The sequence below is a fragment of the Herbaspirillum rhizosphaerae genome, assembly GCF_046025915.1.
Lineage (GTDB): Bacteria > Pseudomonadota > Gammaproteobacteria > Burkholderiales > Burkholderiaceae_D > Herbaspirillum > Herbaspirillum rhizosphaerae_A.
Genome location: NZ_JAQQFR010000003.1, coordinates 204,887 through 220,307, shown reverse-complemented (window position 1 = coordinate 220,307; position 15,421 = coordinate 204,887). Strand labels below are relative to the sequence as shown.

13 protein-coding genes are annotated in these 15,421 nt (G+C 55.5%); 4 read left to right on the top strand and 9 right to left on the bottom strand.

Annotated features, from left to right (window positions below):
- Positions 1-188 precede the first annotated feature (188 nt).
- From PQR63_RS05960 to gyrA, 9 genes are all read right to left on the bottom strand, one after another.
- The gene (locus PQR63_RS05960; protein ID WP_007876341.1) at positions 189-494 is read right to left on the bottom strand and encodes an integration host factor subunit beta; all 306 of its coding nucleotides are present in this window, start codon (positions 492-494) and stop codon (positions 189-191) included.
- A 13-nt stretch (positions 495-507) separates the two neighbouring features.
- Positions 508-2,223, bottom strand: coding sequence for a 30S ribosomal protein S1 (gene rpsA / locus PQR63_RS05955; RefSeq protein WP_408166465.1), 1,716 nt, complete (start codon positions 2,221-2,223; stop codon positions 508-510).
- A gap of 185 nt (positions 2,224-2,408) precedes the next feature.
- Entirely contained in the window at positions 2,409-3,071 is a 663-nt protein-coding gene (gene cmk / locus PQR63_RS05950; protein WP_408166464.1) for a (d)CMP kinase, read from the bottom strand.
- 71 nt (positions 3,072-3,142) lie between these two features.
- Positions 3,143-4,474, bottom strand: a complete 1,332-nt coding sequence (aroA, locus tag PQR63_RS05945; protein WP_408166462.1) for a 3-phosphoshikimate 1-carboxyvinyltransferase — start codon at positions 4,472-4,474, stop codon at positions 3,143-3,145.
- A 142-nt stretch (positions 4,475-4,616) separates the two neighbouring features.
- Entirely contained in the window at positions 4,617-5,513 is an 897-nt protein-coding gene (locus PQR63_RS05940; RefSeq protein ID WP_408166460.1) for a prephenate dehydrogenase, read from the bottom strand.
- Between the two features lie 12 nt (positions 5,514-5,525).
- A complete protein-coding gene (hisC, locus tag PQR63_RS05935; RefSeq protein ID WP_408166458.1) occupies positions 5,526-6,632 on the bottom strand; it encodes a histidinol-phosphate transaminase in 1,107 nt (368 codons plus the stop codon).
- Between the two features lie 18 nt (positions 6,633-6,650).
- Positions 6,651-7,724 (bottom strand): prephenate dehydratase, encoded by a 1,074-nt coding sequence (gene pheA, locus PQR63_RS05930; RefSeq protein WP_408166456.1) that lies wholly within the window; start codon positions 7,722-7,724, stop codon positions 6,651-6,653.
- 169 nt (positions 7,725-7,893) lie between these two features.
- Positions 7,894-8,991, bottom strand: a complete 1,098-nt coding sequence (gene serC / locus PQR63_RS05925; RefSeq protein WP_408166455.1) for a 3-phosphoserine/phosphohydroxythreonine transaminase — start codon at positions 8,989-8,991, stop codon at positions 7,894-7,896.
- Positions 8,992-9,159: 168 nt separating this feature from the next.
- Entirely contained in the window at positions 9,160-11,832 is a 2,673-nt protein-coding gene (gyrA, locus tag PQR63_RS05920; RefSeq protein WP_408166454.1) for a DNA gyrase subunit A, read from the bottom strand.
- A 328-nt stretch (positions 11,833-12,160) separates the two neighbouring features.
- Here gyrA and PQR63_RS05915 point away from each other — a divergent pair, with 328 nt between their 5' ends.
- The 4 genes from PQR63_RS05915 to PQR63_RS05900 all read left to right on the top strand — a co-directional run bounded on the left by PQR63_RS05915 (position 12,161) and on the right by PQR63_RS05900 (position 15,300).
- Positions 12,161-12,850, top strand: coding sequence for an OmpA family protein (locus tag PQR63_RS05915; RefSeq protein ID WP_408166452.1), 690 nt, complete (start codon positions 12,161-12,163; stop codon positions 12,848-12,850).
- Between the two features lie 280 nt (positions 12,851-13,130).
- On the top strand, positions 13,131-13,751 hold the full coding sequence (ompA, locus tag PQR63_RS05910; protein WP_408166450.1) for an outer membrane protein OmpA: 621 nt from the start codon (positions 13,131-13,133) through the stop codon (positions 13,749-13,751).
- Positions 13,752-13,861: 110 nt separating this feature from the next.
- The gene (ubiG, locus tag PQR63_RS05905; protein ID WP_408166448.1) at positions 13,862-14,557 is read left to right on the top strand and encodes a bifunctional 2-polyprenyl-6-hydroxyphenol methylase/3-demethylubiquinol 3-O-methyltransferase UbiG; all 696 of its coding nucleotides are present in this window, start codon (positions 13,862-13,864) and stop codon (positions 14,555-14,557) included.
- 83 nt (positions 14,558-14,640) lie between these two features.
- On the top strand, positions 14,641-15,300 hold the full coding sequence (locus PQR63_RS05900; protein ID WP_408166446.1) for an HAD family hydrolase: 660 nt from the start codon (positions 14,641-14,643) through the stop codon (positions 15,298-15,300).
- Positions 15,301-15,421 lie beyond the last annotated feature (121 nt).

Genomic DNA, 15,421 nt, shown 5'->3' with positions numbered 1-15,421 from the left:
CAACGGTGTGGCGATAAGGTACAGCATGCAGCACAGACAACCAAACAATAAAATCAGGTCGCCGATACGGCAGATGTGAAATTGTACGTGAAAAAAAACGGCATCCAAAGATGCCGTTTAATTTGTTAAGCGCTATTTACATTCAGTAGGCTCAACAGTCCCGCTTGCTCTACAGCAGGCGCAACAACTTAGTCTTCCTTGATGGGTTGCCCCACCATGGCGTCGACACGCTCCCGCAATTCCTTGCCGGGCTTGAAATGAGGTACACGCTTTTCCGGCACCATCACTTTGTCGCCCGACTTGGGATTGCGACCGATACGAGGCGGCCTGCGATTTAACGCAAAGCTGCCAAAACCACGGATCTCGATACGCTGGCCGGTTGCAAGTGCATCGACCATTGCATCGAGGATGGTTTTGACCGCGTAATCCGCATCCTTGGCGACAAGTTGCGGATAACGCTCAGCCAGGCGAGCGATCAGCTCAGACTTGGTCATTATGCTCGACTAATCAGTTCTTGTTGTCGAGCTTTGCCTTCAGCAGTGCACCCAGGCTGGTGGTACCGGAAGCAGCGCTGGAGTCCGAAGACATCTTTTGCATTGCTTCTTGGGTCTCCGCATTGTCCTTTGCCTTGATCGACAATTGGATGCTGCGTGCCTTGCGGTCGATGTTGATGACCAGTGCTTCGACGCTGTCGCCGACCTTCAGGTGCGTACCGGCATCTTCAACGCGATCGCGCGAGATTTCGGATGCACGCAGGTAGCCTTCGACTTCTTCGGACAACTGAATCACTGCGCCCTTAGGCTCGACCGACTTGACCGTACCGTTAACCAGTGCGCCCTTGTCGTTCATTGCAGCGAAGTTGTTGAACGGATCACCTTCCAGTTGCTTGACGCCCAGGGAAACGCGCTCACGCTCGACGTCGATTGCCAGAACAACTGCTTCCAGCTCGTCGCCCTTCTTGAAGCGGCGGACAGCTTCTTCGCCGGTTTCAGTCCAGGACAGGTCAGACAGGTGAACCAGACCGTCGATGTTGCCGGTCAGGCCGATAAACACACCAAAGTCAGTGATCGACTTGATGGCGCCCTTAACCTTGTCGCCCTTCTTGTGGCTGATCGCGAAATCATCCCAAGGATTTGGCTTGCATTGCTTCATGCCCAGGCTGATACGGCGACGCTCTTCGTCGATTTCCAGAACCATGACTTCAACTTCGTCACCCAGCTGAACAACCTTGTTAGGCGCGACGTTCTTGTTGGTCCAATCCATTTCGGAAACGTGCACCAGACCTTCGATACCTTGCTCGACTTCGACGAATGCGCCGTAGTCTGTCAGGTTGGTGACCTTACCGAACAGGCGTGTGCCTTGTGGGTAACGACGGGACAGACCTGTCCATGGGTCGTCGCCCAGCTGCTTGACGCCCAGCGAAACGCGGTTCTTCTCTTGATCGTACTTGAGGACCTTGGCAGTGATCTCTTGACCGACTGTGAGCACTTCCGATGGGTGACGCACACGACGCCATGCCAGATCGGTGATGTGCAACAGGCCGTCGATACCGCCCAGATCCACGAACGCGCCGTAGTCGGTGATATTTTTGACGACACCGGTAACCACAGTGCCTTCTTTCAGGGTTTCCATCAGCTTTTGACGCTCTTCACCCATCGATGCTTCGATGACTGCGCGACGCGACAACACGACGTTGTTGCGCTTGCGATCCAGCTTGATAACCTTGAATTCCAGGGTCTTGCCTTCGAAAGGCGTTGTATCCTTGACCGGACGTGTATCCACCAGCGAACCTGGCAGGAAGGCACGAATACCGTTGGTCAGAACGGTCAGACCGCCCTTGACCTTGCCATTGACAGTACCAACGACGATCTCGCCGGACTCCATCGCTTTTTCGAGCGAGAGCCACGATGCCAGACGCTTGGCCTTGTCACGCGACAGGATAGTGTCGCCGAAACCGTTTTCCAGCGATTCGATCGCGACGGAGATGAAATCACCGACGTTAACTTCGAGTTCGCCGTTGTCATTTTTGAATTCTTCGATTGGAATGAAGGCTTCGGACTTCAGGCCGGCGTTGACGATAACGAAGTTATGGTCGAGGCGGACGACTTCAGCCGAAATGACTTCACCAGAACGCATGTCTTGACGTGACAGCGATTCTTCAAACAGCGCTGCAAATGCATCAGCGCCAGCGGCTCCAGGAGCCAGGATAGTTGTGGTAGACATAGATTTAAGAAAGGTGTTGGCCAATATCCGGTCGCGATTTGCAGAAATCAGACTGCTGACGATGCACGCAAAGGGCGATAAATAATGGGTTTAGGTTTATCAACACTCGCCGGACTTTGCATCTGGCGAGCACCAATGGCATTACAGAAACAACAGATAAAACTGCTCAAAAATACTTCAGATGCTTATAAAGCCGCGTACCAGCCGAGTACCTGCTTGACCGCTTCATCAGCTGTCATGTCGGAAGTATCCAGAAGATATGCCCCTTCCGCCGGCTTGAGAGGCGCAGACGCACGATTCATATCCCGTGCATCACGCTCCCTCAAATCCTTCGAGAGGTCTTCCATATTAGCAGGAAAACCCTTGTCAATCAATTGCTTATAGCGTCTTTGCGCTCTTGCTTCGACGCTGGCGGTCAAAAAGACCTTCAGGGGAGCATGCGGGAAGATCACTGTGCCCATGTCGCGACCATCCGCCACCAGGCCTGGTGCCTTGCGGAAACTGAGCTGCAAACCATACAGAGCATGGCGAACCGTTGCCAGAACAGCAATTTTTGATGCGGTATTGCCGACTTCTTCAGCCCGGATCGCCTGCGTAACATCTTCATTGGCGAGAAAAATATGGCCGCCGTCAAAATGGCAATGCAAGTGCTCCGCACTCTTGGCCAGGCCATGCTCGTCAGTCATGGCGACACTACGACGGATCGCGGACAAGGCCGTGAGCCGATACAAGGCGCCGGAATCCAGATAGTGAAAGCCGAGATGCTGCGCCACTTTTTGCGCCACCGTACCTTTGCCTGAAGCAGTCGGGCCATCGATGGCTATAACGGGAATAGTTGCCGCATTCATAGGAATCCCCGTTTCTTCATAAAATTTTCAATCACAGTGTTAATCAAATTCTTAGTCAACATTCCGACGGATCAAATCAGTGTCTGTTCGGCAATCTGCTCGAACACCCGGAAATAGTCGGGAAAAGTCTTTGCCACGCATTTCGGATCGTTGATACGTACGCGCGTACCCTGACGCGCAGTGCCGTCCAGCGAGGCCAGCGAAAAACACATCGCCATGCGGTGGTCGTCATAGGTATCGATGGTCGCAGGCGTTAACTGGGCGGGAGGCGTCACGCTCAGGTAGTCCTCGCCCTCTTCCACGGTCGCACCGAGCTTGCGCAGCTCCGTTGCCATGGCGGCCAGACGGTCGGTTTCTTTTACGCGCCAGCTGGCGATGTTGCGCAAAACGCTGGTGCCGTTGGCATACAAGGCCGCCACGGCGATCGTCATGGCCGCGTCCGGGATATGGTTGAAATCGGTATCAATGGCTTGCAGCACGCCGTTGGATGACGCCTCAATCCAATTGTCGCCCATGGTGATGGTCGCGCCCATCTGACGCAGCGCTTCGACGAAACGCACATCGCCCTGGATACTGTCCTTGCCGACGCCTTCCACTCGGATCGGTCCGCCGGCAATCGCTCCCGCCGCCAAAAAGTAGGACGCGGATGACGCGTCGCCTTCAACGTGAATCGTGCCCGGGCTCTGATAGTGCTGCCCGGCGGCAACCGTGAACGATTGCCAGCCGTCGCGCTGCACTTCAATACCGAAGCGGCGCATCAGGTTCAGGGTAATTTCAATGTACGGCTTGGAAATCAGTTCGCCGATCACTTCGATCGTCATCGGCTCCGTCTTGGCCATTAATGGCGCAGCCATCAGCAGCGCCGTCAGGAATTGACTGGATACGTTGCCGCGCACCTTCATGCGATGCGCGTTGAGCATGCCGCGGCGGATATGCAAAGGCGGATAACCGGGGTTGCCGGTGTATTCGATCTGCATACCGACGTCGTTCAAGGCATCCACCAGATCACCGATCGGGCGCTCATGCATGCGCGCCACGCCATGCAAAGTGTAGTCGCCGCCGATGACCGCCAATGCGGCCGTCAGCGGACGAATCGCGGTACCCGCATTGCCCATGAACAAATCCGCCTGATGCACCGGCAGCACGCCATCCACGCCATGTACGATGTAGTCCTGCGTGCCGTCGACCTGCTCCCATTTGACGCCAAGCTGCTGCAAGGCCATCAGCATCACCAGCGTATCGTCAGATGCCAGCAGATCCATGATTTTGGTGGTGCCGCGCGACAAGGCCGCCAACAGCAGAATACGATTGGAAATACTCTTCGAACCCGGCAATTTAACCGTACCTTGTACGTGAGCGACAGGCGCCAGATCGATGTGATGCGGATAGGAGGCTTGCTTCATGAGAATTCGTGATTCACCAGGTTGATAGTGGATTGGTAGAGCTTGACAGTAGATTAATAAAAGATTGGCCTCGGATTAGCTGCAAAGGAGCCGCGAAAGCAAGCGCAGACAACTACCGCAACGCGAACAACTTGCAAGCCGCTCAGTCGCCACCCTCTTTGCTTTGCCGTTCGGCGGTTTCGATCGCTACAGACCAATTGTGCCGCGCCTGCTGGGCATTTGCGTAAATTTTTTCCAGAGCGTCGCTGTCGCGCTCGACGAGCATTTTGCGCATGCGGATCAGTTGAACCAGATAGGCGTCCAGTTCATGCAGCAAAGCCGCCCGATTGGCGAGCGAAATATCACGCCACATTTCCGGCGAAGAACCGGCAATGCGCGTGAAATCACGGAAGCCACTGGCAGCGTACTGAAACAGAATCGGCGCATGCGGCTTCGATGCGATGTCGTCTACCAAGGCGTACGCCAGCAAATGCGGCAAATGACTGACCGAGGCGAAGACAGCGTCGTGCTCTTGTGGCGTCAGACGATGAATGATCGCACCGCAGGCCTGCCAGGCTTGCGCCACACGCTCGATATCCTGCTCGGTGTTTTCCGGCAAGGAAGTGATTACCGTCTTCTTGCCCACGTACAAATCGGCCAAGGCGGCGTCGGGACCATTTTGCTCACGCCCGGCAATCGGATGCCCCGGTACGAATTGCGCGATCTTGTCGCCAAACGCTTCGCGTGCCGCGGCAACGACATCGGCCTTGGTGCTGCCGGCATCCGTCACAATGGTACCCGGCTGCAAATGCGGCGCGATGCTCGCCAGAATCGCACCGGTCTGCGCGACCGGCGCCGCCAGCATAATCAAATCCGCACCTTGCACGGCATCGGCAACGTTGGTGCTCACCTCATCGATGATGCCCAACTCCTTTGCGCGCAACAGGGATGTTTCGGTACGACCGACACCGACCACGTGCTCAACGGCACCAGCTTTTTTCAATGCCAGTGCAAACGAACCGCCGATCAGGCCGACGCCAAAGACAACAATTTTCTTCACTATGCTCAGCCTTCAGCCCAGAACGACTTTCAACGCGTCGATAAACGCAGCATTTTCTTCAGGCAGGCCAATGGTGATGCGCAGCCATTGCGGCAAGCCGTAGTTGCCGACCGGACGCACGATGATGCCCTTCTTCAACAACGCCAGATTAACGCGAGCACCGGCGCCGTCGTCATCGCCTACCTTGACCAGCACGAAGTTGCCGAACGACGGCACATACTTCAGTCCCAGCATATCGAAGGCCGCAATCAGTTGCTTGTAGCCTTGTGCGTTGATCTCGGCGCTCTTTTGCAGAAAAGCTTTGTCGTTGAGCGCAGCAACTGCGGCTGCCTGTGCCAGCGAATTGACATTGAACGGTTGACGGATACGGTTAAGCAAATCGGTCACGCCTGGTTGGGCGATGGCAAAACCAACGCGCAAACCGGCCAGGCCGTAAGCCTTGGACATAGTGCGCGAGACGATCAGATTCGGATAAGTACGCACCCAGTCGGTCGACTCATATTGCAGGTCGGCCGACAGATATTCGTTATAAGCCTCGTCGATAACGACGACGACATGCTGCGGCACCACCTTGAGGAAGGCATCCAGCTCTGCCGGTGGCAGGAAGGTGCCGGTCGGGTTGTTCGGATTGGCGATATAGATCAGACGCGTGTCATCGGCAATAGCCGCCGCCATGGCTTGCAAGTCGTGACCGAAATCCTTGGCCTTGACTTCAATTGCGCGGGCGCCCACCGCCTGGGTCGCCAGTGCGTAGACCAGAAAACCGTATTGCGCGTAGATCACCGACTGCTTCGGTTGCACGAAGGCGTGCGCCGCCAGTTCCAGAATGTCGTTGCTGCCGTTACCGAGCGTGATCCAGTCTTGCGGGACATTATATTTGGCGCTGATTGCCGCCTTCAGATCAAAGCCGTTGGCATCCGGATAGCGGCCGATATCGGCGACGGCCTGCTGCATGGCCAGCTTGGCCGACTCGGGCATGCCCAACGGGTTTTCGTTGGATGCCAGCTTGATGATCTTGCTTTCTTCCAGGCCGAATTCACGCGCGACTTCGGCGATCGGTTTGCCTGCCTGGTATGGCGCGAGTGCGCGCACATATTCCGGACCAAATTGTGTGGACATAATGAACCTTCGGATGACTTAAACGGTAAAAGGATAAGAGCCCAGCAGCTTGAAGAAAGCAGCGTTCTCTTTTAATTCGGCCAGTGCCTTGGCGACTTTTTCGTCTTGCTCGTGACCTTCGAGGTCGACGTAGAAATAGTATTCCCACGCCCCCATGCGCGCCGGACGCGACTCGAAGCGCGTCATCGACACGCCGTGCTTGGCCAGCGGCGCCAGCAAGTTGTAGACGGCGCCGGCCTTGTTCGGCACCGACAGCACGATGGAGGTCTGATCACGTCCCGACGGCGCAGTTTGCAGGCGGCCAATCACGGCAAAACGCGTGCGGTTGTGCGGATCGTCCTGAATATGCGCGTTGACGGTTTGCAGACTGTACTTCTGCCCGGCGATCTCGCCGGCAATGGCGGCCACGGTGAGATCTTCGCCAGCCATACGCGCCGCTTCGGCATTCGATGCTACTGCCTGACGTTCAATGGACGGATAGTTCTGATTCAGCCATGCATTGCATTGCGCCAGCGCCTGCGAGTGTGCGCAGATGCGCGTGATGCCTTGCATGCCACCATCTTTGGTCATCAGGCTGTGATGTACCGGAATGGAAATCTCACCACTGATACGCAGCGTGGTTTGTAGCAACAGATCCAGCGTACGGTTGATCACGCCTTCGGAAGAATTCTCGATCGGCACCACGCCGAAATCGGCCGTACCGGCTTCAGCATCGCGAAACACTTCATCGATCGAAACGCAAGGCAAACCTTCCACCGCATGACCGAATTGCTGATACACGGCTTGTTCGCTGAAGGTGCCTTCCGGACCGAGATAAGCGACCACGACACGTTTTTCCAGCGCACGGCAGGCCGACATGACTTCGCGAAAAATGGTTTGAATGTCTGTACCCAGCAGCGGACCGGGATTGCGCTCGGCAGCCTTGCGCAACACCTGCGCTTCACGCTCAGGGCGAAACACCGGCGCATTGGTCTCGGCCTTCACATGGCCGACTTCTTGTGCGACGCGAGCGCGCTGATTCAGCAAATCAAGAATTTGCGCATCGATGGCGTCGATCTTCTGACGCAGGGGCAAGAGTTTATCGTCACTCATCATAGTTCTTTCTGATTCAGTCTTGTTCCGGCCGTTTGCAGGAAGCAGCTTCCCGTTCGGCTCTTGGAGAGCGGCTGACAAAGCGCCGGTGGCAAGGCGCGCCGACGCAGACAGTGCGCTAGCACGGCAAGGAGGCCCAACGCCGCCAGCGGTGCTTTGCCGGTCGCTCTCAGCCGTGAGTTTGCTCGAAGTCGCGCAGATACCCGACCAGCGCCTCAACACCTTCAATCGGCATCGCGTTGTAGATCGATGCGCGCATGCCGCCGACCGACTTGTGGCCTTTCAGCTGCAGCAGACCGCGCTCTTTCGCGCCAGTCAGGAATGTCTCGTTCAATGCCTCGTCATGCAAGAAAAACGGCGCGTTCATGCGCGACCGGCATTCCTTGGCAATGCGGGTTTTATAAAATTCGGTGCTGTCGAGATAGTTGTACAACAAGTCCGCCTTGGCGATGTTGCGACGCTCCATCTCAGCCACGCCGCCTTGGCGCTTGAGCCATTGGAACACCAGTCCGGCGATATAAATCGCGTAGGTCGGCGGCGTGTTGTACATGGAATCATTGTCGGCGACGATCTTCCAGTCGAACGCGGAAGGACAGATCGGCAAGGCATGACCCAGCAAGTCTTCGCGCACGATAACGATGGTCAGGCCGGCCGGGCCGATATTCTTTTGCGCACCACCGTAGATGACACCGTATTTGGAGACATCTACCGCGCGCGACAGAATGTGCGAAGACATGTCAGCGACGATCGGTGCATTGTCGGTATCGGCAGCGACGTCCGGCGTGAATTGATACTCAACGCCGTCAATGGTTTCGTTGGTACACAGGTGAACGTAGGCAGCGTTGCGGGACAGCTTCCACGACGCGCGCGCAGGAATGCTGGCGAACTTCTCCGCTTCGGACGTTGCGGCGACGTTGACTTCGCAATAACGGCGCGCTTCCTTGATCGATTTGGCCGACCACGAACCGGTGTTGACGTAATCGGCAACACCAGGCTTGCCACGCAGAGCCGCCAGATTCATTGGGATGATGGCGTTCTCGGCGATGGCGCCGCCTTGCAAAAACAGGATTTTGTAATTGGAAGGAACAGCAAACAGCTCGCGCATATCGCGCAATGCTGCTTCGATGATCGACATGTATTCCTTGCCGCGATGACTCATTTCCATCACGGACATGCCACTACCGTGCCAGTCCAGCATTTCGTCAGCGGCTTGCTGCAATACTTCTTTCGGCAATACGGCTGGACCAGCGGAAAAATTGTAGACCATGATCTAGGGTAAAAATAAGGAAGAGACGAAGCAACGATACAAGAACAGGACCAGAAAAAACAGGAACAGACGAAGGATGAAACAAGCAGAACAAACCGAATAAATCGAACAAACACAACAGGATGAAAATGACCGGCCATCAGCCGGTCATTTTCTGTTCAACCCTGATTATTCTGCAGGTGCGTCGCCTTCGCCGGCGGCTGCAGCACCGCCTTCGGAGTCAACTGCGCCTTCGGCATCGTCTTCGAGCTTGTCTTCTTCAGCATCAGACTCAACAACACGCTGCAGACCGCTCAGCTTGGTGCCGTCTTCCACTGCAATCAGCGTCACGCCTTGTGTTGCACGCCCCATTTCGCGAATTTCTGCGACGCGGGTACGGATCAACACGCCACCAGTGGTGATCAGCATGATTTCATCGCTGGCTTCAACCAATGTTGCAGCAACAACCTTGCCGTTGCGTTCGCTGGTCTGGATCGCGATCATGCCCTTGGTGCCGCGGCCATGACGGGTATATTCGGTAATCGGCGTACGTTTGCCGAAGCCGTTTTCAGTTGCCGTCAGGACCGATTGCTGTTCGTTCTCAGCAACCAGCAACGCAATAACCTGCTGACCTTCTTCCAGGTTCATGCCGCGCACGCCACGTGCCGTACGGCCCATCGGACGCACGTCGTTTTCATCAAAGCGAACCGCTTTTCCGGAGTCGGAGAACAGCATGACGTCATGTTGACCGTCAGTCAGCGCTGCGCCGATCAGGAAGTCACCCTCGTCGAGGTCGACTGCAATGATGCCGGCCTTGCGTGGATTGCTGAAGTCGGACAACGGCGTCTTCTTGACAGTGCCGAGGCTGGTCGACATGAAGACATAACGGTCTTCTGGGAAAGTACGGTTCTCGCCGGAGACCGGCAGAATGACTGTGATCTTTTCCCCGTCTTGCAGCGGGAACATGTTGACGATCGGCTTGCCGCGCGAATTGCGCGAGCCTTGCGGCACTTCCCATACCTTCAACCAATACATGCGGCCACGGTTGGAGAAGCACAGGATGTAATCGTGCGTATTGGCGATGAACAGTTGGTCGATCCAGTCGTCGTCCTTGGTCGCCATGGCTTGTTTGCCGCGGCCACCACGTTTTTGCGCGCGGTATTCGGAGACTGGTTGCGACTTCATGTAACCGGTGTGCGACAAGGTCACGACCAGATCTTGCGGCGTGATCAGGTCTTCCGTGCCGAGGTCGGTGGCGTTGAGTTCGATGGTCGAACGACGCTCGTCCTTGGCGCCGATGCCGAAGTCGTTCTTGGCGGCGTTCAGTTCGTCGGTGATGATCGCAGTAACGCGAGCCGGCTTGGACAGAATATCCAGCAAGTCGGCGATCTGCTCCATGACGTCCTTGTACTCGTTGACGATCTTGTCTTGCTCCAGACCGGTCAGACGTTGCAGACGCATTTGCAAAATTTCCTGCGCCTGATCGTCGGACAGCTTGTACAGGCCGTCGTTTTGGATACCGTAATGCGTCGGCAGATTTTCCGGACGGAAGGCATTGATACCGCCGGTATTTTCAGCACCGGTACGGGACAACATTTCGCGCACAACGGAGGAATCCCAGGCGCGCGCCATCAGTTCCGTCTTCGCGACCGGCGGCGTCGGCGCCGCACGGATGATCGCGATGAAGTCATCGATGTTGGCCAGCGCAACCGCCAGGCCTTCCAGGACGTGACCACGCTCGCGCGCTTTACGCAGTTCAAAAATGGTACGGCGCGTAACGACTTCACGACGGTGGGACAGGAAGCATTCCAGCATCTGCTTCAGGTTCAGCAGCTTCGGCTGACGATCCACCAACGCCACCATGTTCATGCCGAAGGTGTCTTGCAGCTGTGTCTGCTTATACAGATTGTTCAGCACGACTTCAGGCACTTCACCGCGCTTGAGCTCAATAACGACGCGCATACCGGACTTGTCGGACTCGTCGCGCAGATCGGAAATACCGTCCAGCTTCTTGTCGCGAACCAATTCAGCGATACGTTCCAGCAACGCCTTCTTGTTGACCTGATACGGCAGCTCGTCGACGATGATCGCAGTACGGCCTTCGCGGCCAAACTCTTCGAAATGCGTCTTCGCGCGCATGACCACGCGACCACGGCCTGTACGATAACCATCGCGTACACCGGAGACGCCGTAGATGATGCCGCCCGTCGGAAAATCCGGCGCGGGAATCAGCTCAATCAGCTCATCGATTGTGCAATTGGCGTTCGACAACACGTGCAGCGCGCCATTGATGACTTCGGTGATGTTGTGCGGCGGAATGTTCGTCGCCATACCAACCGCGATACCGGACGAACCGTTAATCAGCAGGTTGGGGATGCGAGTCGGCAGAACCGAAGGTTCTTTTTCCTTGCCGTCGTAGTTGGGATCGAAATCGACAGTTTCTTTTTCGATATCGGCCAGCAGCTCGTTGGCAATCTTGTCGAGGCGGCACTCGGTGTAACGCATCGCCGCAGCGCCGTCGCCGTCGATCGAGCCGAAGTTGCCCTGGCCGTCGACCAACATGTAGCGCAGCGAAAAGTCCTGCGCCATACGCACCAGCGTGTCGTAAATCGAAGCGTCGCCGTGCGGGTGATACTTACCCATGACTTCACCGACCACACGCGCACACTTCACAAACGGGCGGTTCCAGACATTGTTCATCTCGTGCATGGCAAACAGCACGCGGCGATGCACCGGCTTCAGGCCGTCACGCACGTCCGGCAGAGCACGGCCAACGATCACGCTCATCGCGTAGTCGAGGTAGCTCTTGCGCATCTCTTCTTCAAGGGAAATGGGGATGGTTTCTTTGGCGAATTGATCCATTGGCAAGTCGATAGGTATTGATCTTGGTTGTTAAATCAGACCCGCAACAGCATGGCTAAAACATCCATAGCGGGTAGCGACTTTAAACCAAGCATTCTAGCACGCCGAGCCTTAGTGCCACCGGTTTTAGCTCTGCGGCAATATGCAGCGCCCGGCATAAACAATTGGAGGCAAGGCGACGATTATGATTAAAATGCGAGCCTTCTCTAGAAAAATTGCAATTTGATGCGAGCAGGGATTTTTTCCTCAAAGCAAATTGGCGAACAATCGTCCTTTTGATGCATTCTCGAAATAATTCGCCCGCCTCCGTCTCAACATACTAACTAATATGTCTTATCAATTTATCGCCGGATTACTGCTACCCGCTTTCGCCTCGGCAGCCAGCGCACAAAGCCCCACCAACATCGCTGCCACTCCCGCATCGACCGCCTACAATCAGGACAATCAAGGCAATATTGCACGCAGCCAATATGGACTGTGCTGGCGTACGGGCTACTGGACACCTTCCAACTCTGTCACTGGCTGCGACGGGGATTTGACGCCACCAATCGCCAACCCGATTGCACCGGCGTTGGTCAGCAATCCCGCCGCCCTCATTAATACGGAGCAGCGCACCTCGCCCAACAATCCGGATAACTGCAATTTTACCGTCGCCCTCTCCGGCGATCAGACCTTCGGCTTTGGCATGACGCGTTTAAATAACGCAGCTAACCGCATTCTCAATAAGGAAGTCGTAGAAAGACTGAAGACCTGCGGTCAGATTGACAACATCACAGTAACCGGTCACGCCGATCGACTTGGCTCGCAGAAACATATTCAGGAAATCTCACTCAAACGAGCAGAAGCGGTTGCGGACTTTCTGAAGAGCAAAAATATTTCCACTCCGATAGAAATCGTCGGCGCAGGCAACAATGAACCGATCAGTCACTGCCCCGAGAAACTTGCATACAAGAAATTAACAAGCTGCCTATCACCTGACCGGCGTGTGGTTATTTCTGTGCAAGGGCATGAAAAATAAGGTTTTTTAGGTAAAAATTGGCTTTTTTGGTAACTCATATAGCGTGTTCTTAGAGGTAAAGGTCTTGTTACCAAAAAACAACAGAGTGTTAAAAACGTTGATTGGACTATTTGGCAACGTTCGCCGATTGCACCAGCCTGTGGCAGAATGGCGGCTAAGTTCATTGCATGCCCCTGCAAAGGGACATGTGACGACCTGAACACATGATATTATTCGTTTTTTTGATGTCGTAATTTTGTAGCGCAGTTTATCTGCGGATATCTCACCCGAGAGGAGAAACATGAACAAATTAGCAAAACTCGTCTTCGCTGCTGCGTCCGCAGCCATCGCTCTGTCTGCGACTGCACAGGAAATCAAGGACATCAAGGTCCGTCCAAACAGCCTGTACTTGCAAGATGGTCGTGACGTTGTAACCCGCAGCGGCTACGGTCTGTGCTGGCAAACTGCATTTGTTAACGGCCCTTGCGAAGAAGCACCTGCTCCAGTTGCTGCTGCCGCTGCTCCTGCTGCTGCTCCAGCCGCTGCTCCTGCTGCTGCACCAACATCGGAAAAAGTTACATACGCTGCTGACGCATTCTTTGACTTCGACAAGGCAGTCCTGAAGCCAGCTGGTAAGTCCAAACTGGACGAACTGGTTGCCAATCTGAAGGGTCTGAACCTGGAAGTCATCATCGCTGTTGGTCACACTGACTCCGTCGGTTCGGTTGCTTACAACCAAAAACTGTCGGTTCGCCGCGCTGAATCGGTTAAGGCATACTTGGTTTCCAAGGGTGTTGAAGCTAACCGCGTCTACACTGAAGGTAAGGGCAAATCGCAACCAGTCGCAGACAACAAAACTGCTGCTGGCCGCGCCAAGAACCGCCGCGTTGAAATCGAAGTTGTTGGTACACGTAACAAGTAATTACCAGCACGCGATTTTCAATCGAAAAAAACCCCGCTTCGGCGGGGTTTTTTTATGGAAATTTGTTTTGTGTCGGACAGCGAGCGATTGCTTCGGCTATCATTCGTCCTATGAATGCCGATCCTCTAGAACTGCAAAAATTTAGCGATCTCGCCCATCGTTGGTGGGATCCCACATCCGAATTTCGTCCCTTGCACGAAATCAACCCTCTTCGCCTTGAATGGATCAATGCCCGAGCGGCGCTATCCGGCAAGAATGTGGTCGATATCGGCTGCGGTGGCGGCATCCTTGCCGAATCCATGGCGCGCAAAGGTGCCAAAGTTACTGGCATCGACCTCTCCGAAAAAGCGCTGAAAGTTGCCGACCTGCACGGCATGGAATCCGGTGTGCAAGTTCGCTACGAAAAAATTGCCGCCGAAGATCTCGCCGCACGCGAAACCGGACAATTCGATGTCGTGACTTGTATGGAAATGCTGGAACACGTTCCCGATCCGGCCTCCATCGTGCGCGCCTGCGCCGCCCTCGCCAAGCCGGGCGGCCATGTGTTTTTTTCCACGTTGAACCGTAATCCGAAGGCGTATTTATTCGCCATTCTGGGTGCCGAGTATTTACTGCGCATGCTGCCAAAGGGCACGCACGATTACGCCAAGTTCATCACGCCGGCCGAACTGGCGCGCTTCATCCGCGAAGCAGATCTGGAACTCGACGGCATCAAAGGACTTTCCTACAATCCTCTGACCAAACTGTATTCGATCAATCAGGACACCAGCGTCAACTACATGGTGGCTTGTCGCAAGCCGCTGTAGTCGCTCAGACTGCTCCAGCCACTGGCAGATACGAGGTTCGGATCAACCGGGCCTCGCCCCCAAAACAACATCACACATCCACAATGTCTCTGAAGAAGCCACGCGCAATCCTGTTCGACCTCGACGGCACACTCGCCGATACCGCCCCGGACCTCGCGGAAGCCGTCAATGCATTGCGCGCGGATCGCGGCCTGGAACCAACACCCTACGAATTGCTGCGCCCCGTCGCATCGGCAGGCGCCCGCGGTCTGATCGGCGCCGCCTTTGGTATCAAGCCCGACGACGCAGCGTATGAAGAATTGCGCGTCAGCTTTCTGAACCGTTACGAAGCAAATCTGGTCGTCAAAAGCAAACTGTTCGACGGTATCACCGATCTGCTGAAGCAGCTGGAAGCACAAGGTCTGGCCTGGGGTATTGTCACGAACAAGGCCTCCCGCTTCACCGATCCGCTGGTGCCGCAAATCGGTCTGGGTCACGCCGGGTGCATCGTCTCCGGCGACACCACGCCGCATACCAAGCCACACCCCGCACCGCTGCTGGAAGCCGCGAGCCGCCTGCAACTGCCTGCAGAAGATTGCTGGTACGTCGGCGACGACCTGCGCGACATTCAGGCCGGGCGTGCTGCCGGCATGCAAACCGTGGCAGCAGCCTGGGGCTATTGCGGCCACGCCGAACCGGCATCCTGGGAAGCCGATGCACTGTTACATGACCCGTTGCACTTGCTTGACCTGATCAAGTCATAATCGTCGTAGTCTTATTCGTCGCATTTATTGCAATTGCAGCGCAGCCGGAAGATCGCTTCCATCCGACTTCCGGCCACATCAAAATATATTGAAGGCGCTTGCCTGCCGCAAGCGCACTTCT